The 19,871-nt window shown below is 69.1% G+C and carries 21 protein-coding genes and 2 pseudogenes; 8 read left to right on the forward strand and 15 right to left on the reverse strand.

Features of this window, described 5'->3' with window-relative positions:
- The first annotated feature begins 6 nt into the window (after positions 1-6).
- Positions 7-222, forward strand: a complete 216-nt coding sequence (locus ACWFRU_RS06910; protein WP_453685281.1) for a hypothetical protein — start codon at positions 7-9, stop codon at positions 220-222.
- A 177-nt stretch (positions 223-399) separates the two neighbouring features.
- Here ACWFRU_RS06910 and ACWFRU_RS06915 read toward each other — a convergent pair whose 3' ends face one another.
- The 4 genes and pseudogenes from ACWFRU_RS06915 to ACWFRU_RS06930 all read right to left on the reverse strand — a co-directional run bounded on the left by ACWFRU_RS06915 (position 400) and on the right by ACWFRU_RS06930 (position 3,202).
- Positions 400-1,167, reverse strand: a complete 768-nt coding sequence (locus tag ACWFRU_RS06915) for a cupin (RefSeq protein ID WP_453685053.1) — start codon at positions 1,165-1,167, stop codon at positions 400-402.
- Positions 1,161-1,259: pseudogene (locus ACWFRU_RS06920) on the reverse strand (oxidoreductase); the annotation flags it as partial. The pseudogene ACWFRU_RS06920 and the gene ACWFRU_RS06915, both read right to left, overlap by 7 nt.
- 47 nt (positions 1,260-1,306) lie before the next feature.
- Positions 1,307-2,026 carry a 5-formyltetrahydrofolate cyclo-ligase gene (locus tag ACWFRU_RS06925; protein WP_453685054.1) on the reverse strand — a complete coding sequence of 240 codons (720 nt, stop codon included), beginning with the start codon at positions 2,024-2,026 and terminating at the stop codon, positions 1,307-1,309.
- A 12-nt stretch (positions 2,027-2,038) separates the two neighbouring features.
- The gene (locus ACWFRU_RS06930) at positions 2,039-3,202 is read right to left on the reverse strand and encodes a helix-turn-helix transcriptional regulator (RefSeq protein WP_453685055.1); all 1,164 of its coding nucleotides are present in this window, start codon (positions 3,200-3,202) and stop codon (positions 2,039-2,041) included.
- 221 nt (positions 3,203-3,423) lie between these two features.
- Here ACWFRU_RS06930 and ACWFRU_RS06935 point away from each other — a divergent pair, with 221 nt between their 5' ends.
- Entirely contained in the window at positions 3,424-3,768 is a 345-nt protein-coding gene (locus tag ACWFRU_RS06935) for a recombinase family protein (RefSeq protein WP_453685056.1), read from the forward strand.
- A complete protein-coding gene (locus ACWFRU_RS06940; protein WP_453685057.1) occupies positions 3,765-4,391 on the forward strand; it encodes an ATP-binding protein in 627 nt (208 codons plus the stop codon). Before ACWFRU_RS06935 ends, ACWFRU_RS06940 begins: the two co-directional genes overlap by 4 nt.
- A gap of 8 nt (positions 4,392-4,399) precedes the next feature.
- Here the strand turns inward: ACWFRU_RS06940 and ACWFRU_RS06945 are convergent, their stop codons facing one another.
- The 3 genes and pseudogenes from ACWFRU_RS06945 to katG form a co-directional block, all read right to left on the reverse strand.
- Positions 4,400-4,870 carry a GNAT family N-acetyltransferase gene (locus ACWFRU_RS06945; RefSeq protein ID WP_453685058.1) on the reverse strand — a complete coding sequence of 157 codons (471 nt, stop codon included), beginning with the start codon at positions 4,868-4,870 and terminating at the stop codon, positions 4,400-4,402.
- 89 nt (positions 4,871-4,959) lie between these two features.
- Positions 4,960-5,182: pseudogene (locus ACWFRU_RS06950) on the reverse strand (IS5/IS1182 family transposase); the annotation flags it as partial.
- Positions 5,183-5,290: 108 nt separating this feature from the next.
- Positions 5,291-7,504 (reverse strand): catalase/peroxidase HPI, encoded by a 2,214-nt coding sequence (katG, locus tag ACWFRU_RS06955; protein WP_453685059.1) that lies wholly within the window; start codon positions 7,502-7,504, stop codon positions 5,291-5,293.
- Positions 7,505-7,812: 308 nt separating this feature from the next.
- On the opposite strand from katG, the gene ACWFRU_RS06960 reads away from it, so the two are divergent.
- The gene (locus ACWFRU_RS06960) at positions 7,813-8,226 is read left to right on the forward strand and encodes a Fur family transcriptional regulator (RefSeq protein WP_363308688.1); all 414 of its coding nucleotides are present in this window, start codon (positions 7,813-7,815) and stop codon (positions 8,224-8,226) included.
- Between the two features lie 53 nt (positions 8,227-8,279).
- Positions 8,280-8,711, forward strand: coding sequence for a VOC family protein (locus ACWFRU_RS06965; RefSeq protein ID WP_453685060.1), 432 nt, complete (start codon positions 8,280-8,282; stop codon positions 8,709-8,711).
- A 38-nt stretch (positions 8,712-8,749) separates the two neighbouring features.
- On the opposite strand, the gene ACWFRU_RS06970 is transcribed toward ACWFRU_RS06965, so the two are convergent.
- From ACWFRU_RS06970 to ACWFRU_RS06985, 4 genes are all read right to left on the reverse strand, one after another.
- Positions 8,750-9,574 carry a hypothetical protein gene (locus ACWFRU_RS06970; RefSeq protein WP_453685061.1) on the reverse strand — a complete coding sequence of 275 codons (825 nt, stop codon included), beginning with the start codon at positions 9,572-9,574 and terminating at the stop codon, positions 8,750-8,752.
- A gap of 71 nt (positions 9,575-9,645) precedes the next feature.
- A complete protein-coding gene (locus tag ACWFRU_RS06975) occupies positions 9,646-11,361 on the reverse strand; it encodes an acyl-CoA dehydrogenase family protein (protein ID WP_453685062.1) in 1,716 nt (571 codons plus the stop codon).
- A 78-nt stretch (positions 11,362-11,439) separates the two neighbouring features.
- The gene (locus ACWFRU_RS06980) at positions 11,440-11,997 is read right to left on the reverse strand and encodes a PadR family transcriptional regulator (RefSeq protein ID WP_453685063.1); all 558 of its coding nucleotides are present in this window, start codon (positions 11,995-11,997) and stop codon (positions 11,440-11,442) included.
- Between the two features lie 103 nt (positions 11,998-12,100).
- Positions 12,101-12,994: a LysR family transcriptional regulator gene (locus ACWFRU_RS06985; protein ID WP_453685064.1), complete on the reverse strand. Its 894-nt coding sequence runs from the start codon at positions 12,992-12,994 to the stop codon at positions 12,101-12,103.
- 81 nt (positions 12,995-13,075) lie between these two features.
- On the opposite strand from ACWFRU_RS06985, the gene ACWFRU_RS06990 reads away from it, so the two are divergent.
- Together ACWFRU_RS06990 and ACWFRU_RS06995 are read left to right on the forward strand one after the other, a co-directional pair.
- A complete protein-coding gene (locus ACWFRU_RS06990) occupies positions 13,076-14,308 on the forward strand; it encodes an MFS transporter (RefSeq protein ID WP_453685065.1) in 1,233 nt (410 codons plus the stop codon).
- A gap of 13 nt (positions 14,309-14,321) precedes the next feature.
- Complete coding sequence (locus tag ACWFRU_RS06995; protein ID WP_453685066.1) at positions 14,322-14,963, forward strand: NAD(P)-dependent oxidoreductase; 642 nt, start codon at positions 14,322-14,324, stop codon at positions 14,961-14,963.
- A gap of 28 nt (positions 14,964-14,991) precedes the next feature.
- Here ACWFRU_RS06995 and ACWFRU_RS07000 read toward each other — a convergent pair whose 3' ends face one another.
- A complete protein-coding gene (locus ACWFRU_RS07000) occupies positions 14,992-15,852 on the reverse strand; it encodes a geranyl diphosphate 2-C-methyltransferase (RefSeq protein WP_453685067.1) in 861 nt (286 codons plus the stop codon).
- A gap of 19 nt (positions 15,853-15,871) precedes the next feature.
- On the reverse strand, positions 15,872-17,299 hold the full coding sequence (locus tag ACWFRU_RS07005; RefSeq protein WP_453685068.1) for a family 2B encapsulin nanocompartment shell protein: 1,428 nt from the start codon (positions 17,297-17,299) through the stop codon (positions 15,872-15,874).
- A 279-nt stretch (positions 17,300-17,578) separates the two neighbouring features.
- Between ACWFRU_RS07005 and ACWFRU_RS07010 the strand changes: the two genes are divergently transcribed.
- Entirely contained in the window at positions 17,579-18,739 is a 1,161-nt protein-coding gene (locus ACWFRU_RS07010; protein WP_453685069.1) for a family 2 encapsulin nanocompartment cargo protein terpene cyclase, read from the forward strand.
- Between the two features lie 9 nt (positions 18,740-18,748).
- Here the strand turns inward: ACWFRU_RS07010 and ACWFRU_RS07015 are convergent, their stop codons facing one another.
- Both ACWFRU_RS07015 and ACWFRU_RS07020 read right to left on the reverse strand, forming a co-directional pair.
- Positions 18,749-19,204, reverse strand: coding sequence for an iron chaperone (locus ACWFRU_RS07015; RefSeq protein ID WP_453685070.1), 456 nt, complete (start codon positions 19,202-19,204; stop codon positions 18,749-18,751).
- A gap of 83 nt (positions 19,205-19,287) precedes the next feature.
- Positions 19,288-19,743, reverse strand: coding sequence for a carboxymuconolactone decarboxylase family protein (locus tag ACWFRU_RS07020; RefSeq protein WP_453685071.1), 456 nt, complete (start codon positions 19,741-19,743; stop codon positions 19,288-19,290).
- Positions 19,744-19,871: the final 128 nt, after the last annotated feature.

Below are 19,871 nucleotides of genomic sequence, written 5' to 3' on the forward strand. Positions count from 1 at the left end.
GGCGGCATCGCTCTCGCCACCCCCGCCCACGCCGACAACGAGAGCAACTTCGGCGGCGGCCCCAACGCGGCGAACAACTGGAACTTCACCGCCGCGGCCGTCTGCCTGCAAGAGGTCGCCGTCGTGCCCGTACTCGGCGACTACGTGAGCGACCACAAGAACAACTGCTCCAACGGAAACGTCATCGACCACGCGGAGGCGGCACTGCCTCCCCTCCGCTAGCAACACCCGCCAACCCCGCGCCGCCCAGGTGCGGGGTTTCGTCATGCCGGCAGGTCGGCCGACCCGACCTCGGGCCCGCATGCACCCCCACGCAGTACCACTTTTTCCTGTTTCCGGGCATGCCGATGACACCTCTCCCCTCTGTTTCCTGACGGACGCTCCTACGAGCGGGGGCGGTTACGCGCCGTGGTACGGCAGCGTGGTCCCCGGCAGCTCGTACTCGTCGCGGCGCCCGCACATGCCGTAGCCGCCGCGGCGCGACGGACGGCTGTCGTACGAGCCCGCGCCCGCGAGGTAATCGGGGCTGCCGGACTCCAGGGCGTCGAGCTGGGCGCCGGTGCGTTCGGCGGTGGCGAGGGCTCCGGCCCGCCACAGCTCGCGCCAGGTGGGGACCTTGTCCCGCACGAGCCGGGCCGCGGCCCGCTGGAACTCCAGGTAGGGGCCGTTGTCCCCGGCGTCCAGGGCCTCGCGCAGCGGCAGGTATCCCTCGACGGCCAGATCACGGCGTTTGCGGGCGGCGGCTTCCGCCTCCGGGCCCGTCTTGGCGGGGAGTTTCGCCGCGGCGGCGTACCGCTCGGGGTCGGCGAGGACGTCGGGCGGGAAGGTGAAGACGGCGTCCCCGGCTTCGGGCAGGCCGCTGTTCTGCATCAGGACCGTGATCCGCAGGTCGCCGCCCTGCACCATGCGGTGCACGGTTCCGGGCGTGAACCACGCGACGGAGCCCGCTTCCAGGGGCACCTCGCGATATCCCTCGGGGCTGAGGGTCTGAACGGCGCCTCGGCCACCGGTGACGACGTACGCCTCCGTGCAGACCAGGTGCAGATGCGGGCTGCCGCCGCATACGCCGTCGGCGGCCTCCCAGTCGTAGGCGCTCAGGTGGGAGAGGCCGACGGCTCCGGGCAGGGGGTGCGGCAGGCTCGGCAGCGGGTGGGGAAGGTTCACCATGTCAGTCCCTTCAGGTGCGTGGTGACACGCCCGTGGTCCCAGGCTCCGTCGGCCACCACGACGCGGTAGCGGTAGGCGAAGGACGCGCCCGGTCTTTCGCCACGGGGTTATGGAGCGGTGAACTGACGGAAGGCTGTGCTTAGTGCGCAGCTTTCCGCTGCGCCAGCACCGGGATCGCCGCGATCTTCTCGGGCGTGAGGTCATCCCACACCAGGCCAGGCGGCCGTCGGCGGTCAGGGCAGTGGATCACCTGGTCCGGCGTGACGATGTAGTCCACCGAGAAGTCGTGCTCCGTCTCAGGAATGTCATCCTCGATGACCTGGAGCTCATGCACAGGCGCCACGATGATGGTCTTCTCCGTGACCAGGCCGGCCTCGACAAGAAGCGCAACTTCTAGGTCGGAGTACCCGGCGCCCTTGCCGATGCGGGCACCGGAGCGGTTCACGGCCACGCTGCCGCAGACGACGATGTCGATCGGTGCGACCTCTTGCACACCGACCCGCGGGGCAACCTCGGCCGCGCCCTGCTTCTCGGCGGCCGCCTCGGGCGGCATGCCAAGTGCTCTGGGATCGAGCAAGTAAAAGGGCTCGGCGCTCGCCATCCTCGGTACGGCCATGTAGACGCGCTTGCCGTCCTTCAGGGCGCGGACACGGACGGGGAGCTGTGCCCAGTCTGGGTTCGCCTTGACGGTCGCGGCTCGCTGCCATTCATCCAGACCGGCCAACTGAACGGCCGTTCCCTCGGTCCCGTAGAAGCCGGGGATCTTCCCGTACGAATCAGCTGGTGCGCCACCACCGTCAATGAGTCGCCGCCACACTCGCTCGCGGACGGCTTGCTTGGCCTGGTCGATGTCAGTCACGCCCCGCCTGTCCTATATGGCCATGAGTGCAAGCAACCTGTCATTGATTTCCTGCGCCCACGGCTCGTGCCGCCACTGCCGTAGTTCGCGCCCGGCAGTGAACGCCAGATTAAGACCACCTCCGCCGCGCGTCAGCTCGACGGCATCAATTGTGCGATGCATGACGCTCGCCGCCTCGTCCAGCTTGCCTTGACGGATGAGCGCCAAGGTCAGATTCCCCAGCGCGATGGCTTGACTCTTCTTCTTGGACGCCAGCGCCCGCGAATTCATGCGCAGAATGGGCTCAGCCCGCTCCGGTAGGTCGAGGAACAGGTAGCACGACCCGGCGAGCCGGTTGAACTCGTTGACTGTGTAATACGGCGCGGCCACGTCATCGGGGTGCACACGGTTGAACTGAGTATCAGCCTTCTTGAGGGCATTTTCGCACTCGGAGAGCGCGCCGCTCATGGCGTGACCCTCGGCGACGTGAAGAAGCGAGAGTCCTGTCAGTGACGGACTGGCCAGTTTGGCGGCCTCGGCAGCCTGCTCGGCGAGCGTCACCCCGCGTACCGGGTTCTTCTCACCGTAGAGCGCGACGAAGCTCTTTCGGAGCGTGGCGTATGCCTCGGCCGAGGGATCGTGCGCGTGCTTCGCTGCACCAACTGCCTCATTGAAGTACTGCACGGGCGCATGGTGGTCTCGTCGTTGACTGACATCCCACACCAGCTGCCCCATGAACGTCGCTGAGTCGGCTTCGACCGCGTAGAGCGCACGACGTACGCGAGGGTTCGTGGCGTTTTCGCGGAGGAAGCGCACCTGACCGTGCAGCTGACCGGCTCGGCCGAGGAGAGCCGTCGACGCCTCTTGGTCGTAGGACTCATCGAGCTGGCGCAGCTGTTCGTGAAGGTAGGCCACCACCACGAGGTCGGCCGACGCCGGGTTCTCCAGCGCATATGCCACATGCGCACCGGGGCGGACATCGGTAGCGATGACGTCGCCCAGGAGCGCTTGCAGTTCGTCACTCGAGACCTCAAGTGCCCGCGCCAGTTTTGGCCGTACCCAGGCTTGTGGCTCCGTGTCGGCGCTCTCCCAGCGACCTACTGTTGAACGCTCGACGCCGAGGGACTCCGCCAAGCCTTCTTGCGTGAAGCCTGCAGCTTTGCGACGTTGAGCCAGACGTACGCGCTTCGTTGCCACCGCCCAACCCTCCGGTGCTCGGGGCGAGTTTCCACCGTATCGGCACCCCCGGCGTCCGTGCAGGCCAGACCAGGCAATGCCACACGGATGCGGCACGTGTGCAGCACGTTCGCTGTGGCGTCCTCGCTGGTAGATCCGCTTCTCTGGCTCACAGGTTGGCGAGCAGATGGAATCCCCGTACCACCGCTCGCCAACCGTTTCCAGCCACTCAGGAGGAACGGATGCGACCCATCGTCTTTGGCTACATGCGTCTTGCCACAGGTGATCACCCAAGCGAGAACGAAACAATCGAGCGTGAGTTGGCTGTCCATGCCACCCACGAAGGCTTCGAGCTGGGACGGCTCTTCGTCGAAAGGCTCGGTTCCGATGAAGAGTCGGCCTACTTCACGATGATCGATGCGCTCAGGACCACAGACGTGAACCACGTGATCGTGCCGTCTCTCTGGCACTTCGCCCGGCTTCCTGGTCTGCAAACCGCCATGCGTGACCACATCGAGCGCGAGATCGGCGCGCACCTCTGGGTCATCCAGAGCAAGATCGCGCAGCCGAGGAGTGCTGCGTCGTGAGCGCCGAGACCGTGATCCCGATTCCTCTGTACGCATCCTCGCTTCGCGTGGTTGCCGTACCAAGGGCCGTCGGTTGCGCGCGGATGTTCGTTGGTCACACACTGGCGCTCTGGCAACTCGCAGACCACACGGAGACCGCGTCGCTCATCATGAGTGAGCTGGTCACCAACGCGGTGAAGGCGAGTGGCATCACAGAGCCGGAGCCACAGCCGTGGCAGATCGTCGACGAGCACGTCATCGGGATACAGCTTCGATCCCTCGGACCCTGCCTCTACGTTGAGGTCTGGGACCGAGTGGAAGCACCGCCCGTGCGGAGAAACCCCTCGCTTGAAGCGGAAGGCGGCCGCGGCCTACTGCTGGTCGAGCAGCTTGCCAAGCGATGGGATGTCTACCGGCCGCTCGTGGGTGGGAAGGTCGTGTGGGCCGAACTGTCCATCAAGCTCCCCGTTGAGTTTCGCCGCGTCGATCGCACACCACTGATCCTGCCCGCGGGCCTGCGGGCATCGCGGGGAACGTTTGAAAACCAAGCGCGTGCGGCTCTGCTCGACGTGCTGCTGACGACGACTGTCGAGGCGATGCACTCGGCGCGTACCGGCCGTGGGGGTCTAGGACATGTCCGATAGGTCGAGTCCTAACACAAGTCCAGCTCGCCGACTGTCTGGCCTCCGCTGGTCTCACCTGTCAGACGAAATCCGAGCCCGAGGTAGAAAGCTTCAGGGCCGCCCGTGCCCGGATGCCAAGTGGTGGTCAGACGAGCGCCGCCGCGACCGCGGATTTCAGCAGCAACGGACTCCACCGCGAAACGACCGTAGCCTCGACGCTGTTCGCCATCTGCGATGTTGAGCCGCCAGAGGCCGGAACGGATGTCGGAGCCTGTGCCGTCGCCCCTCCAGTCGATATCGAAGAAGGCCATGAGGAAACCGACGGGACGGTCACCGTCAAGGATGAGGCGAGGCCAGGCTATGCCGGGATAGATGTACGCCTCGGCCAGAGATTTCACGACCGGCGCGACCAAGTGCTCCTGATCCGGATGAACCCGCAGACCGATCGCTGCGTCGAAGTTGTCCTGGGTGATCTCCCGCAGACAGAGTGTGCTCGTCATGCAGGAACCCTAAGCCGGTCGATCAAGTGGACTTTGCGCGGGTGCATCGTCAGGCACGGGAGCCGTGCGCGACAGCTTGTATCCCGTGCTCAGGGCCGGAGCCAGATCCGGCTGGCAGCTACGGTGCCGTGGAAGACGTAGGAACGCTTGTCGTACCTCGTGGCGAGGGCCCGAAACCCCTTGAGCACGTTCATGATTCGCCTGCTGATTGGCCGGCTCCGGGTTGGTGTGCTTGATCTGACGCCGCCGTAGGTAGCGGTGGTTGCGACGGGAACTGTAGGCCTTGTCGCCGCACAGGTGACACGACCGGGTGACATGCCGGAACAGCACACCTAGAGCGAGACCTTCGGGACATCCGCAAAAGGATGTCCGGGCCGACCCGCACAGGCCGCCCCGGACATCCCACCCAACTCAGAGAACTCAGACCAGATCGAACCGATCCAGGTCCATCACCTTGCTCCACGCCGCGACGAAGTCCTTCACGAACTTCTCCTTCGCGTCATCGCTCGCGTAGACCTCGGCGAGCGCGCGCAGCTCGGAGTTCGAGCCGAAGACGAGGTCGGCGCGGGTGCCGGTCCACTTGACCGCGCCGCTCGCGTCACGGCCCTCGAACGCGTCCTGCGCCTCGGACGTCGACTTCCAGGTCGTGCCCATGTCGAGCAGGTTGACGAAGAAGTCGTTCGACAGGGTGCCCGGCCTGTCCGTGAACACGCCGTGCTTCGAACCGGCGTGATTGGCGCCCAGGACGCGCAGACCGCCGACGAGGACCGTCAGCTCGGGCGCGCTCAGGGTCAGCAGGTTCGCCTTGTCGATCAGCAGGTACTCGGCCGGCAGGCGGTTGCCCTTGCCGACGAAGTTGCGGAAGCCGTCGTGGGTCGGCTCCAGCGCGGCGAACGACTCGACGTCCGTCTGCTCCTGCGTGGCGTCCACACGGCCCGGCGTGAACGGCACCTCGACCTGGACACCCGCGTCCTTGGCCGCCTTCTCGACCGCCGCGGAGCCGCCGAGAACGACCAGGTCGGCCAACGAGACCTTCTTGGCACCGGAGTTGAAGGACGACTGGATGCCCTCGAGCGTACGCAGCACCTGCGCGAGGCTGTCCGGGTTGTTCACCTCCCAGCTGCGCTGCGGCTCCAGACGGATACGACCGCCGTTGGCGCCACCGCGCTTGTCGCTGCCGCGGAAGGAGGACGCCGCGGCCCAGGCCGCGGAGACGAGCTGCGCGGTGGTGAGGTCCGAGGCGAGGATCTTCTCCTTGAGCGATGCGATGTCCGAGGCGTCGACCGGCTCGCCCTCGGCCGCCGGCAGCGGGTCCTGCCACAGCAGCACCTCGTCGGGCACCTCCGGGCCGAGGTAGCGCACGACCGGGCCCATGTCACGGTGCGTCAGCTTGTACCAGGCGCGGGCGAACGCGTCCGCGAACTGGTCCGGGTTCTCGTAGAAACGCCGCGAGATCTGCTCGTACACCGGGTCGAAACGCAGCGACAGGTCCGTGGTGAGCATCTGCGGACGGTGCTTCTTGGACTCGTCGAAGGCGTCGGGGATGATCTCCTCGGCGTTCGTCGCCACCCACTGGTGCGCACCCGCCGGGCTCTGGGTGAGCTCGTAGTCGTACTCGAAGAGGTGCTTGAAGAAGTCGTGGCCCCACTTCGTGGGCGTGGTGGTCCAGATGACCTCGAGGCCGCTGGTGGTCGCGTCCTTGCCCACGCCGGTGCCGTGGGTGTTCTTCCAGCCGAAGCCCTGCTGCTCCATGGACGCGGCCTCGGGGTCGTCGCCGACGGCCTCGCTCGGTCCCGCGCCGTGGGTCTTGCCGAAGGTGTGGCCGCCCGCGATGAGCGCGACGGTCTCCTCGTCGTTCATCGCCATGCGGCGGAACGTCTCGCGGATGTCGCGGGCCGCGGCGACCGGGTCCGGGTTGCCGTTGGGGCCCTCGGGGTTGACGTAGATGAGGCCCATCTGGACCGCGCCGAGCGGGTTCTCCAGCTCGCGGTCGCCGGTGTAGCGCTCGTCGTCGAGCCAGGTGGTCTCGGGGCCCCAGTACACGTCCTCGTCGGGCTCCCAGACGTCGGCGCGGCCACCGGCGAAGCCGAAGGTCTTGAGGCCCATCGTCTCCAGGGCCACGTTGCCGGTGAGGACCATGAGGTCGGCCCAGGAGATGTTCTGGCCGTACTTCTTCTTCACCGGCCAAAGGAGCCGGCGGGCCTTGTCGAGGCTGACGTTGTCCGGCCAGCTGTTGAGCGGGGCGAAGCGCTGCTGCCCGGCGCCCGCGCCGCCGCGGCCGTCGCTGATGCGGTAGGTGCCGGCGCTGTGCCAGGCCATGCGGATCATGAGCGGGCCGTAGTTGCCGAAGTCGGCGGGCCACCAGTCCTGCGAGGTGGTGAGGACCTCGGCGATGTCGCGTTTCACGGCCGGCAGGTCGAGGCTCTTGAACGCCTCGGCGTAGTCGAACTCCTCACCCAGCGGGTTGGCCACCGCGGGGTTCTTGGCGAGGATCTTCAGGTTGAGCCGCTCCGGCCACCACTGGCGGTTTCCACCGCCCTGGGTCGGGTGCGGCGCGCGACCGTGCGCGACCGGGCAGCCGCCGGTCTCTTCCGGCTTCGGGTCGGTGACGATCGCGTCATGGTTCTCAGTCATGGGAATCCTTCCGGACGGGGCGGATCACGGTGCTCTGGAACTGCGAACGGCGGGAAAGTTTGGGGCGCCCAGAGGTGGCACGGGCCTCGGCGGCCGGGAGGACCCGCCGGATTGAGATTCCACGAGCGGGGTACCGGATGCCGGGCCGAGCGGACCCGTCTCCTGAAGTCACGTGCTGTTCCCTGCTGTTGCCCTGTCCCTTGGCCGTCGGCCGGAACTGATCCTACGATGGACCAAGTCCAAGTCAATACGACAGACGGGTCCGTACGAATTCAGTCGTCAGACAAAGCACAGTTAGGCTGGTAAGCATGAGCGATCTTCTGGGACGGCTTCGCGGACGTGGCTGGCGGATGACCGCGCAGCGTCGGGTGGTCGCCGAGGTACTCGACGGTGAGCATGTCCACCTGACCGCGGACGAGGTCCTCGCGCGCGCCACCGACCGGCTGCCGGAGATCTCCCGTGCCACGGTCTACAACACCCTCGGCGAGCTGGTCACCCTCGGCGAGGTCATCGAGGTGTCCACCGGCCGCGCGAAGCGGTACGACCCCAACGCCCACCAGCCCCACCAGCACTTGGTGTGCTCGGGCTGCGGCGCCATCCGCGACGTCCATCCCGGCGGCGACCCCCTGGCCGCGCTGCCGGCCTCCGAGCGGTACGGCTTCACCGTGTCCGCCGCCGAGGTGACGTACCGGGGAATGTGCCCGGACTGCGCCCGCGGGTGACCCGGGGGCTCGTCCCAAGGTCCGCCAAGACTCCCGTCACAGGAGGCAGCGCCATGACCGACCCCGACTCCCCCATCCCCCGGTTCCACCTGGCCATGCCGGTCGACGACCTCGCCGCGGCGCGGCTCTTCTACGGTGAGGTGCTCGGCCTGGAGGAGGGCCGCAGCGCGGATACCTGGGTGGACTGGAATCTGCACGGCCACCAGTTCGTCACGCATCTCGCGCCGAAGGGCGCCCAGCGCGTGCACAACCCGGTCGACGGCCACGACGTCCCGGTGCCGCACTTCGGGCTGATCCTGCCGGTCCCCGAGTTCCAGAAACTGGCCGAGCGCCTGCGCACGGCAGGCATCGAGTTCGTCATCGAACCGTACGTACGCTTCGAGGGCGAGAAGGGTGAGCAGCGCACGATGTTCCTGCTCGACCCGGCAGGCAACGCCCTGGAGTTCAAGGCGTTCGCCGACGACTCCCAGGTGTTCGCCGTCTGATCCAAGGGGTTTCCCGCGGTGCGTGCGCCGGGGTTCGTCTAGCCCTGCAGCAGATCGCCCAGCACGGTCATCAGGAATCCGGTCACAGGCACGAGGGCCACGGTCGCGCCGAACGCGCCGAGGACGAGGCCGGCGCCCATGTGGGCGAGCGCCCGGCCCCCGCGGACCCTGCTGGGATCGTCCGGATCGTAGGTGACGTCCACGGCCGGATCGCGGCGCCGCATCAGCACGGTGACCGACGACTCATGCGTCACCGTCACGCCCCCGGTCGTGGTGAACCGCAGGACGGGGTTCATGGCCTGCTGCCTGGTCGACGTGCGGTAGTCGACGATCTCACCGGGCACCGTCACGCCACGACGCCGCAGGATCCACGGGTCGCGGAGGAAGAACTTCCAGGCCAGCGCCAGCAGTCCGGCGCCGCCGGGCAGCAAGAACGCGGTGGGAGCCAGCCACTTCACCTGGTCCGGTGCCTGCACCACCGTGAACAGCAGGACGAGCAGCAGCAGATAGCCGCACACTCCCATGCTCACTTGGGCCGCGCGCGTACTCAGCGAAAGCGGTGGCCGGGGCGTGGTCCCGGTCGTCACCAGCGCCGCGCCGTCCGCCACCGGCGTGACGCCCTCCATGGCCTGCCGCAGCGCCTCGGTGAACGCGCCCACCGCGTTGCTGTTGCCGCTGCTGACCTGGAACCCGTCCCCCGAGGTGTCGCCGCTGATCCGCAGCCGCACCGAGGTCATGCCATCACTCTCCACGGCGCCCACGGCCCGCAGCGGTATCCGCCACGTCGCGCGCCCCCGCACCACACGCACCTCTCCGCTCTCCAGCCGCATGGCGCCCCCGCGCCCCTTCAGCACAACCCTCATGTCCCGCCCCATGGGCGGATGGTAAGGCCTGATCGCCTCCACCATCCGCCCGGGATGCATGCTGAAGAGGATCAGGGAGCCATCTCGTACTCCCCGGCCAGCGCCTCGACGCACTCCCACACGCGTGCCGAGCGCGCGTCGTCGACGACCGGGCGGCGTACCGCGCCGAGAGCCCAGTCCTGCTGCGCCTCGGTGGCGGAGTCCTTGCCGTGCAGTTCGACGGCGTGCGCGGAGAAGTCGCGTACGAGCACGGCGAACAGCTCGTCGAGCACGTCCTGGTCGAGGCCGGTCAGGCGTGCCTGCTCCAGGATGAGCTGGCCGTGCACGACCAGCGCGAACAGCTGGCCGACGGCGAGCAGGAGGTCGCGGCTCTGCTCCTCGTCGGGAGCCGCGGTGGTGACGAACTCGCAGAGCGCGTCGGCCTGTTCGCGGAAGCGGGCGACGTTGGGCACCTCGGCGTACGCGTCGTAGGCGGTGCGCCAGTCGTGGAAGCGGATGGCGCCCAGGCCGCGGGCCGGTCCCTGCCGGAAGAGGAAGTCGTCGTCGGCCGCGTCCAGGCGGGTGGGCACGGGCTCGTACTCGGCGGGGTTGAGCAGGTGGTTGCCCATGAACTTGAGGATCAGGGCCAGGTTGACGTGGACCGTGCCCTCCAGCTTGGGCAGGCCGCGGATCTCGACGGCCGCCTGCGCGAAGTAGTTGTCCTTCTCGAAGCCCTTGGCCGCGATGACGTCCCACATCAGGTCGATGACCTTCTCGCCCTCCGTGGTCACCTTCATCTTCGTCATGGGGTTGAAGAGGAGGTAGCGGCGGTCGTCGGGGCCCGCGGAGCGGAAGTAGTCGACGGCGCGGTCGCTGAACATCTTCATCCCGACGAGGCGGACGTACGCGTCGGTCAGCTCGCGGCGCACGTGCGGGAAGGCGGTGACGGGGCGGCCGTAGAGGACGCGGCCCGTGGCGTGGGTGACGGCCTCGTACATCGCGTGCTCGCAGATGCCGATCGAGGCGGTGCAGAGGTTGAACTTGCCCACGTTGACGGTGTTGAGGGCGGCGTCGAAGGCGGCGCGGCCGGTGTGCAGGATGTCCGCGGGCGCGACCGGGTAGTTCTCCAGGCGGAACTCACTGACGTACTTCGACGAGTCGACGACGTTCTTGACCAGGTGGTAGGACTCGTGGCGGCTGTCGGCGGCGAAGAAGACGTAGCCGTCGGGGCCCTCGATGTCGGTGCGGCGGCCGAAGACGGAGACGAGCCCGGCCGCGTTGCCGTTGCCGATGTAGTACTTGGAGCCGGTGGCCCGGAAGCCGCCGTCGCCGTCCGGCTCCAAAAGCATGTCGGTGGAGTAGATGTCGGCGCCGTGCGTCTTCTCGGACAGGCCGAAGGCGAACACCTCGCCCTGGTCGAGGAGTTCGGCCGCACGGGCACGGGCGGTCTCGTTCTCGCTCTGCCAGACCGGGCCGAGGCCCAGGATCGTGACCTGCCACGCGTACCAGTAGTCGAGCCCGTAGAAGCCGAAGATCTCGTTCAGGGCGGCGATCCGGGCGGTGTCCCAGCGCGCGTCCGGCTTGTCCCCGGCGGCGGACGCCGGGGTGAGGAAGGTCGCGAAGAGGCCCTCCTTGGCGGAGAACTCCAGGAAGTCCGCCAGCCAGGCGCGGTCGCGGTAGTCCTGGATCAGCCGGCGCTTGCCACGGGCCTCGAACCAGTCGACGGTGGCGCGCAGCAGCCTGCGGGTCTCGGGGTCGAAGTGCTTCGGGTCGTAGGTGCGCGGGTTGAACAGCAGCGGGTCGGCCATGGGTGTTCGCCTTTCCGGCTCGGGAGGTTTGGTCGGGTTCGAAGAGATGAGGGGTGGTTCGTGGCACGTCAGGCCGGGTCAGCCCTGGGGGCCGAGCCGGTGGAGGGTGGCGAGCACGTCATCGAGCCAGGCCAGCGTCATGCGTTCGTAGGCGATGCCTCCGCGCAGCACGACATGCTGGAGCTCCTGCCCGGCGTCGGGCGTGGCGGGCGCGTCGGGTCCGGTGAAGTCACGCAGCTCCCCCGCGAGGTAGCGCGCGAGCCGGTCGGTGTGCGCCTGGCGGTGCCGCTCGACCTCCTGGATCAGCGCGGCCGGATCGTCGAAGGCCGCGCCGCGGATCTTCACGGCGAGCTCGTGCCGCACGCTCTCGGGTTCGATCGGCTCGTGCAGCCACCGGGAGAGCGCGGTCCGCCCGAGGGCGGCGACGGAGTACTCCTTCTTGTCCGGGCGCGCTTGCTGCGCGACTTCCCGGACGTCGATCCAGCCGTCGCTCTCCATGCGCTTGAGGACGCGGTAGATCTGCTGGTGGGTGGCGGTCCAGAAGTAGCCGATGGACCGCTCGAACCGCCGGGCCAGCTCATAGCCGGAGCCCGGTTTCTCAAGGAGCGAGACGAGGATCGCGTGCTCTAGCGCCATGCCCCGATCCTGCTATGCAACTCGTTGCATAAACAAGTGGCGCCGCCCTGGTGAGACACGGCTCACCCGGGTGCCGGTATCTGTGCCCGGCGGCAGCCGACGATCAGTCCGGCATGGACTGCGGGATCGACTCCAGGAACGCGGCCGCCGCCGGTGAGTTCCGTGTCCGGCTCCACACCAGCCGCTCCTCACGGACCGGCCCGCCCTCGACCGGCAGCACCGCAAGCCGGGGCAGCCTCGGCACCAGGCGGGAGGGCAGCAGCGCGATGCCGAGCCCGCCACGCACCAGGTCGGCGAAGAACTCGAGCCCCTTGGCCTCGAACGCCACCTCGCGCCGCAGCCCCGCGGCCTGGAACGCCTCGTCGGTCTGCGCCCGCGCCGCGATGCCCGCGGGGAAGTCCACGAACACCTCGTCCGACAGCCGTTCGAGCGGCAGCGGTTCACCGGACGCCGCGGCGGCCAGCGGGTGGTCGGGGGCGACCACCGCCACATGGCGGTCGACCACGAGCGTCCGGCTGCCAAGGCCTGGCTCGTCCGTACGGAACGACGGCGGCACCCCCAGGAACGCCAGATCCAGGGCCCCCTCCCGCACCCCACGCACCAGAGCCTCGCTCATGCCGTCGATCAGCCGCATCGTGACCTGCGGATACGTGGCGTGATAGGCCCGCATCAGGCCCGGCACGTCGACCGCCGTCACCGTCGAGATCGCCCCGATGGCCAGGCGCCCCCGGATCTCACCGGTCGCCGCGGCCACCTCGGCCCGTGCCCGCTCCGACGCCTCGAGTGCCTGCCGCGCGGCGGGCAGGAACGCCTCGCCCGCCGGCGTGAGCGCCACCCGCCGGCTCGTCCGCTCGAACAGCCGCGCCCCGAGCTCCTTCTCCAGCTTCCCGATCTGATGACTGAGCGCGGACTGCACCACCAGGCACCGTTCGGCGGCCCGCGTGAACCCACCCGTCTCGGCGACCGCGACGACATAGCGCAACTGCTGCAATTCCATGCGATCCATCGTGCTGCGCGATCGTTCGGATGACAAGGATGTGTTGGACTCATCAATGGCATCGGCCGCAGGCTGACTGCCATGACACAGACGGGACTTGACCACCATCGCGCGAGGGACCCGGACGCGAGCAGCGCCCCAAGCCGCGGCCTGCTGCTCCTCATGGCCGTCGCCACCGGCCTGTCCGCGGCGGGCAACTACATCGCCCAGCCGCTGCTCGACCTCATCTCCCACGACCTCCACCTCGGCAGCGTCCTCGCGGGGCTCATCGTCACCGCGTCCCAGGCCGGGTACGCGCTCGGGCTCCTCATGCTCGTCCCGCTCGGCGACGTCGTCGACCGGCGCCGCCTCGCGGTGACCCTGTTCCTGGCCACCGCCCTCTTCCTCGGCGTCTCGGCTCTGGCTCCCAGCGGCCCGGTCCTCCTCACCGGCACCGTCCTCGCCGCCCTCACCTCCGTCGGCGCGCAGGTGGTCGTCGCCCACGCCGCCGCCCTCGCCGGCGCGGCGACCCGGGGCCGCGCCGTCGCCACCGTCATGTCCGGCGTGCTGCTCGGCGGTCTGCTGGCCCGTACCGCCGCGGGCGGACTGTCCGAACTGGGCGGCTGGCGCACCGTGTACTGGGTGCTCGCCGCCCTCATGACGGGCGCCGCCGTCGTCCTCCACCACCGCCTGCCGTACCTCGCGGTCAGCGCCGACCTGCGCTACCCGGCCCTGCTCCGCTCCACGCTCTCCCTGTTGCGCGAGGAGAGCGTGCTGCGCCGCCGCGCCCTCCTCGGCGCCCTGTCGTTCGCCTCCTACAGCGTCCAGCTCACCGCGCTGACCTTCCTGTTGGCCGGTGCGCCCTTCCACTGGGCGGCCCCCGCGATCGGGCTGTTCGGCCTGGTCGGCGCCGTGGGCATCCTGTCGATGACGTTCGCGGCGCGCCTGAGCGACACCGGCCACGCCCAGCACGTGGCCGGCGTCGCGACAGCCCTGCTGCTCACGGGCTGGCTGACCCTGCTGGCGGGAGAGCGGTCCCTGCTCTGGCTCGCGGTCGGGGTGGTCGCCCTGAACATCGGCCAGCAGGCGGTCCTCAACAGCAGCCAGACCATCCTGTTCGCGCTCGACGCCGAGGCACGCAACCGCATCAACTCGGCGTTCGCGACAAGCCTCTTCCTCGGCGGCGCCACCGGCTCCGCGCTCGCCTCCGTGGTCTGGGCGGCGGCCGGCTGGTCGGGGACCTGCGCGTTGGGGGCGGCCCTGGCCATCGGCGCCGTGACCGTGTGGGCCTGGGACCGCTACCGCCCCGCCCATTGGCCCTCCGTATCCACGTAGTTGAGGAGCACCCATGAACATCACCGTTTTCGGAGCCGCGGGCAACGTCGGCCGCCGCGTCGTCAGCGAGGCCCTGGCCCGTGGGCACGAGGTCACCGCGGTAGTCCGTGACCCGGCCCGGGCGTCGGGACTGCCCGCCGCCGCCAGAATCCGCACCGGTGACGCCGCCGACCCGCGGACCGTCACGGCGCTCGCCGCGGGCCAGGACCTGGTGATCACCGCGACCCGCCCCGCCCCCGGCCGCGAACCCGAACTGGCCGCTGTCACCCGGGCGTTGCTCACCGGACTGCACGCCACGGGCGTACGGCTCCTGCTCGTCGGCGGCGCCGCCGGTCTCACCCTCCCCGGCACCGACGGGACCCTGGTCGTGGACGCCCCCGACTTTCCGCCGTCCCTGCGCCCCATCGCCCTGGCCTGCAACGAACAACTCGACGCCTGCCGCACCACCGCCCATGACGTCGACTGGGCCTACCTCAGTCCGCCGTCCCTCCTCGAACCGGGCGAGCGCACCGGCCGCTTCCGCCTTGGCGCCGACGAACTGATCGTCGACGCCCACGGAGTCTCCGCGCTCTCGATGGAAGACCTCGCGGTGGCCCTCCTCGACGAGGCCGAGCGACCCAAGCACCACCGCGCCCGGTTCACGGCGGCGTACTGAGTCCCGAGCGGGGCGAACGCGGGGCGGGTCAGATGCGGTCGGCGGCGATGAGGAGGTAGTGGAAGCTGCCTTCGCGGTACGCGGTCAGGAAGGGTTCCTCGATGCCGGTGGCCAGCGGGGACCTGGCCCGCAGTTCCCAGTAGGGGATGGTCGCGGCGGTGAGGTCGACGACGTTGATGGGGACCAGGCCGTTGGCCGCCAGCGCCTTGAAGTAGTCCCCACGGGAGTGGATGTTGCAGGTGTAGTGCTCGTCGATGCGGCTGACCGCCTTGGAGCGGCCACCGGTCACGTCGTTGTAGCAGCCGGTGATGCAGACGTAGCGCCCGCCGTGCACCAGCAGCCGGGAGTACTCGGCGAACAGCGGGAACAGGTCCACGTACATGGTGGACTCGTTGTTCCAGATCCCTTGGAAGGCGCCGACCGGGAGGCCCGTGTTCAGCATGTTACGGAAGTGGTAGCCCACTTTCCCGGCCACACCACGCTTACGGGCCTGGTCGTTGGCGAATGCGACCTGTGCCTCGGAGATGGAGACACCGTCGACCCGGCAGCGGAAGCGCTGATGGGCCATGATGCTGGTGCCGCCCCTGCCACAGCCCGAGTCGAGCAGACGGTGGCCGGGCTCGATCGCCCCCAAGTGGTCGAGGAGAACGTCCGCCTGCGCCGACTCCAGACGGTGCATCTCCTCGATGACGCGCTCGTCCCGGGTCTCTTCGGGACCGTCGAGGACCGACGGGTCCCAGTCGCCGATCCCGTAGTGGTGGTGGTAGAGGCCGTCGACATCGCCGAGGCGGAGGTTGACCGGGTCCTTCTCGTTGTTCCAGTAGTCCGCGACCGCCCGCTGGTAGGCCGTGCGCACCACGCGGGCGGAGGCATCCGGAGTCACCGTCATCGTGAGAGCTCCTTCGGTGTCAGGCGGGCGTCCGGGCGACCTCGACGTTCTCCAGGACTCCGACCGCGTCGGGGACAAGTACGGCCGCCGAGTAATAGGCGCTGACCAGGTAGGAGATGACGGCCTGGTCGTTGATGCCCATGAAGCGCACGTTCAGACCCGGCTCGTACTCGTCGGGTATCCCCGTCTGACGCAGGCCGACCACCCCCTCCGCCTCCTCGCCCATCCGCATCGCCAGGATGGAGGTGGCGCCCTCGGCGGAGACCTCCAGCTTCCCCAGGGGGTAGATCGGCACCCCACGCCATGCGGGCAGCCGGTGGCCGCCGACCTCGGTGTCGCCGAAGTAGATGCCCCGCCTGTTGCATTCACGGCCGAAGGCGGCGACGGCACGCGGGTGCGCGAAGAACGCCCTGGTCTGGCGCCGCATGCTCAGCAGTTCGTCGAAGTCGTCGGGCGTGGGCGGCCCGGAGTGGGTGGAGATGCGCTGGCCGTAGTCGGCGTTGTGCAGCAGCCCGAACTCCCGGTTGTTGACGAGTTCGTACTCCTGGCGCTCGCGCAGTGCCTCGATGGTGAGCCGCAGCTGCTGTTCGACCTGGTTCATGGGGTCGTTGTAGAGGTCGGCGACCCGGGTGTGGATCTTCAGAACCGTCTGGGCCACGCTCAACTCGTATTCGCGGGGCGCGAGTTCGTAGTCGACGAAGGTCCCCGGCAGCATCGGTTCGCCCGCATGCCCGGCCGCGAGCGCGATGTCGGCCTCGCCGCGCTTGTTGCGCGGCCGCTCCCCCTCGGCCTGACGCTGCCGCACGTGGGTCCGCAGCCCCTCGCTCTGCCCCGCGACCTCCTCGTACGCCTGCCGGGGCAGCACCAGGACGGTGCACGCGGTCACCGCACGCGTCGTGAACTCCCAGTCGCCGGGCTCGTCCGCGACCACCTGCCCGCCGAAGAACCCGCCGTCGGCGAGCATCCCGAGCCTGGTCTCCTCGCCGTACTTGCCGGTCCCGGTCTTCTCCACCTTGCCGTGCGCGATCAGGTAGACGTGGTCGGCCGGCCGCCCCTGCTGGGCGAGCACCTCTCCCGGGGCCAACTCCCGCTGCTGGAACCGCTCGGCCAGCGCACGCAGGACCTCGGGGTCGTCGTATCCGCGCAACAGCGAGAGCTCGCCCAGTTCCGCGGGGACGACGCGGACCTCGGCGCCCTCCTGGACGAAGGTCACCCGGCCGTCACCGACCGCGTACACCAGGCGCCGGTTCACCCGGTAGGTGCCGCCGCCCACCTCCACCCAGGGCAGCGTCCGCAGCAGCCAGCGGGAGCTGATGTTCTGCATCTGCGGAACGGTCTTGGTGGTGGTCGCCAGATTGCGTGCGGCCGCGATGCCCAGGCTCAACTGCGCCTGCCCCGCGCTCTGTTCAGGTTGCTCCGACTGCTCTGCCGACGCTGCGGTCGCCATCCTCGTCCCCTCCCACGCATTGCGTTGCCAGGAGCTGCGCGGCAAGTGAAGCAGCGCGCCAGGATGCCGGTCGAGAGCGACCTCAGGCCCACACCACGCATTTGCGCCAGATTCCCCACATCCCGGATACGCTGCACAAACAACGCGTGACCCGCTGCGGGAGCGGCAGCCTCCGCGTCCGAGGACGGCCGGAAATCGAGCGGACCGCCTTGTTGCGCCCCAAGGGCCGTGCTATCCCTGCGTCGAAGCCCGAGAAGCCTTCCGTGGACGGAGTTGCGGATGAAGGCGCCCATTCCCGGAACGCATACGCCCGACGGACCCACGAAGGCTCTTCCCTCACCCCGGCCGCTGGCACGGATCCTCTCGGGCCCGTCCGGTATCGGGACCGACTCCCTGCGCCTCGCACCGGGCACGGAAGCGGACGCGGCGTCACCCGCGGAGACCCACGCGGACTCCGAACCGTCCTCTCGACGGATCGAAGGCCTCTACTGCCCGCCGGCCGTGCGGGACGACCGCGCGCTCGCCGACGAGATCAACCACCGGCTCGTCGAGTGGGCCGAGCAGGAGGTGGGCCTCTACCCGGGCCCCGAGCACCGGGAGGCGCTCGTCGGCTTCGACCCGGGGCGGTCGGTGGTCCTGTGCCACCCGGACGCGCCGGGCATCGACCACCTCATGGCCGCGGCACGCCTGCTGGTCGGCGAGAACGCCGTGGACGACTACTTCTGCGAAGCGGAGTACGGCGGCCACGCGGACCGGCGCGGCGCGGCACTCGCGGTCGCCCAGTCGGCGATAGACCCGGCTCACAACACCCCCCGCTACGAGACCGATTGGCGGTCCGGGGTGGAATCCCACCCCGCGCTGCGCGCGATGCGCTCGGCCATGGACCACTTCCGGGCCCTGTCCACCCCGGCCCAGGCACACCGCTACCGGCACGACATCGCCGGCCTCTACCTCGGCTACAACGCCGAGGGCGACTGCATCACCCAGCGCCGCACACCTGCGGTGTGGGAGTACCTGGTGCAGCGGCAGTTCAACAACTTCCGCCCGTGCCTGACCATCACCGACGCCGTCGGCGGCTACGAGCTGTCCGCCCACCTCTTCGCCGAGCCCGCCGTACAGCGCGCCGTCGCCCTGTCCTCGAACGCCGCGACCCTCTGCAACGACCTCTACTCGCTGCGCAAGGAGCAGCAGAGCGAACGCTTCCACTACAGCCTGCCGACCGTGATCGCCGCCGAGGAGGAGTGCTCCATCGAGGACGCCTTCCAGAAGGCGATCGAGGTCCACAACGACATCGTCCACCTCTTCGAGGAACAGGCCGCCGCGCTCTCCACCACCGACCCACTCGTCGCCCGCTTCATGACGGGCCTGTCGAACTGGGTCGGTGGCAACCACGAATGGCACGCGGGGAACGTCGGCACGCGGTATGCGACCTCACCCTGACGTGGCGGCTCAGCTCACCGCGTTCCGCACGAGCTCCGCGATCCGCGCCTCGCCCTCTGCGGTCAGCTCCTTCAGGGCGTACGAGGCCGGCCACATGGCGCCCTCGTCGAGGCCCGCCTTGTCGCTGAAGCCGAACGTCGCGTACCGCGCGCTGAACTTCTGTGCGCTCTGGAAGAAGCAGACGACCTTGCCGTCCTTGGCGTAGGAGGGCATCCCGTACCAGAGCTTCGGCGCCAGCTCCGGCACGTTCTCCTTGATCACGGCGTGGATCCGCTCGGCCATGACGCGGTCCGACTCCTGCATCTCGGCGATCTTCGCGACCACGGCGGCCTCCTCCTCCGCCGCCTTGTCGGCGCGCGAGCCGCGGCGCGCGGATGCCTTGAGCTCCTGGGCGCGGGCCTTCATCGCGCCGCGCTCCTCGTCGGTGAATCCGTCGAACTTCGCGGTCTTCTGTGCGGTCGTCATGGTGGGTTCCTTACGTACGTGAGTGGGTGATGAGCGGTTGTGCCCGGGAGGAGCCGCCGTGGCGGCTCCTCCGACGGGGTGCGTCAGCCCCAGGCGCCGGCAATCTGGCGGGTCGTGGCGTTGAGGCGGTTGAACAAGTTGGTGACACCGGTCATGAGGACGAGAGCGGCCAGCTGCTTCTCGTCGAAGTGGGTGGCGGCGGCGTCCCACACCTCGTCGCTCACCGCGTCGGCGCGGTCGGCGAGGCGCGTCGCGGCCTCGGCGAGCTCCAGCGCGGCCCGCTCCGGCTCGGTGAAGTACGGGGCCTCGCGCCAGGCGGCGACCGTGGCGAGCCGCTCGTCGCTGACGCCCGCCTTGCGGGCCGACTTGGCGCCGCCGTCGACGCATGCGCTGCAGCCGTTGATCTGGCTGACCCGCAGGTGCACCAGCTCCAGGGTCTGCGCCTCCACCCCTCCGGAGTGCACGGCCTTGAAGAGCGTCTGGATGGCCGGCATGGCGTCGGACAGGACGACGGCGGGGTTCTGCATACGGGACTGCATCTCGGTGTTCTCCTTCTTCCGGGTCGGCCCCGTTCCCCCGGGGCGTGACTCCATATCAGCCCGATCCGCTCGCCCCGACCACGGCGGTGGGACACCGTGGGACAGCTGAAACACCCTTGAGCAGCGAC

It is taken from the genome of Streptomyces sp. NPDC055099 (genome assembly GCF_053607685.1).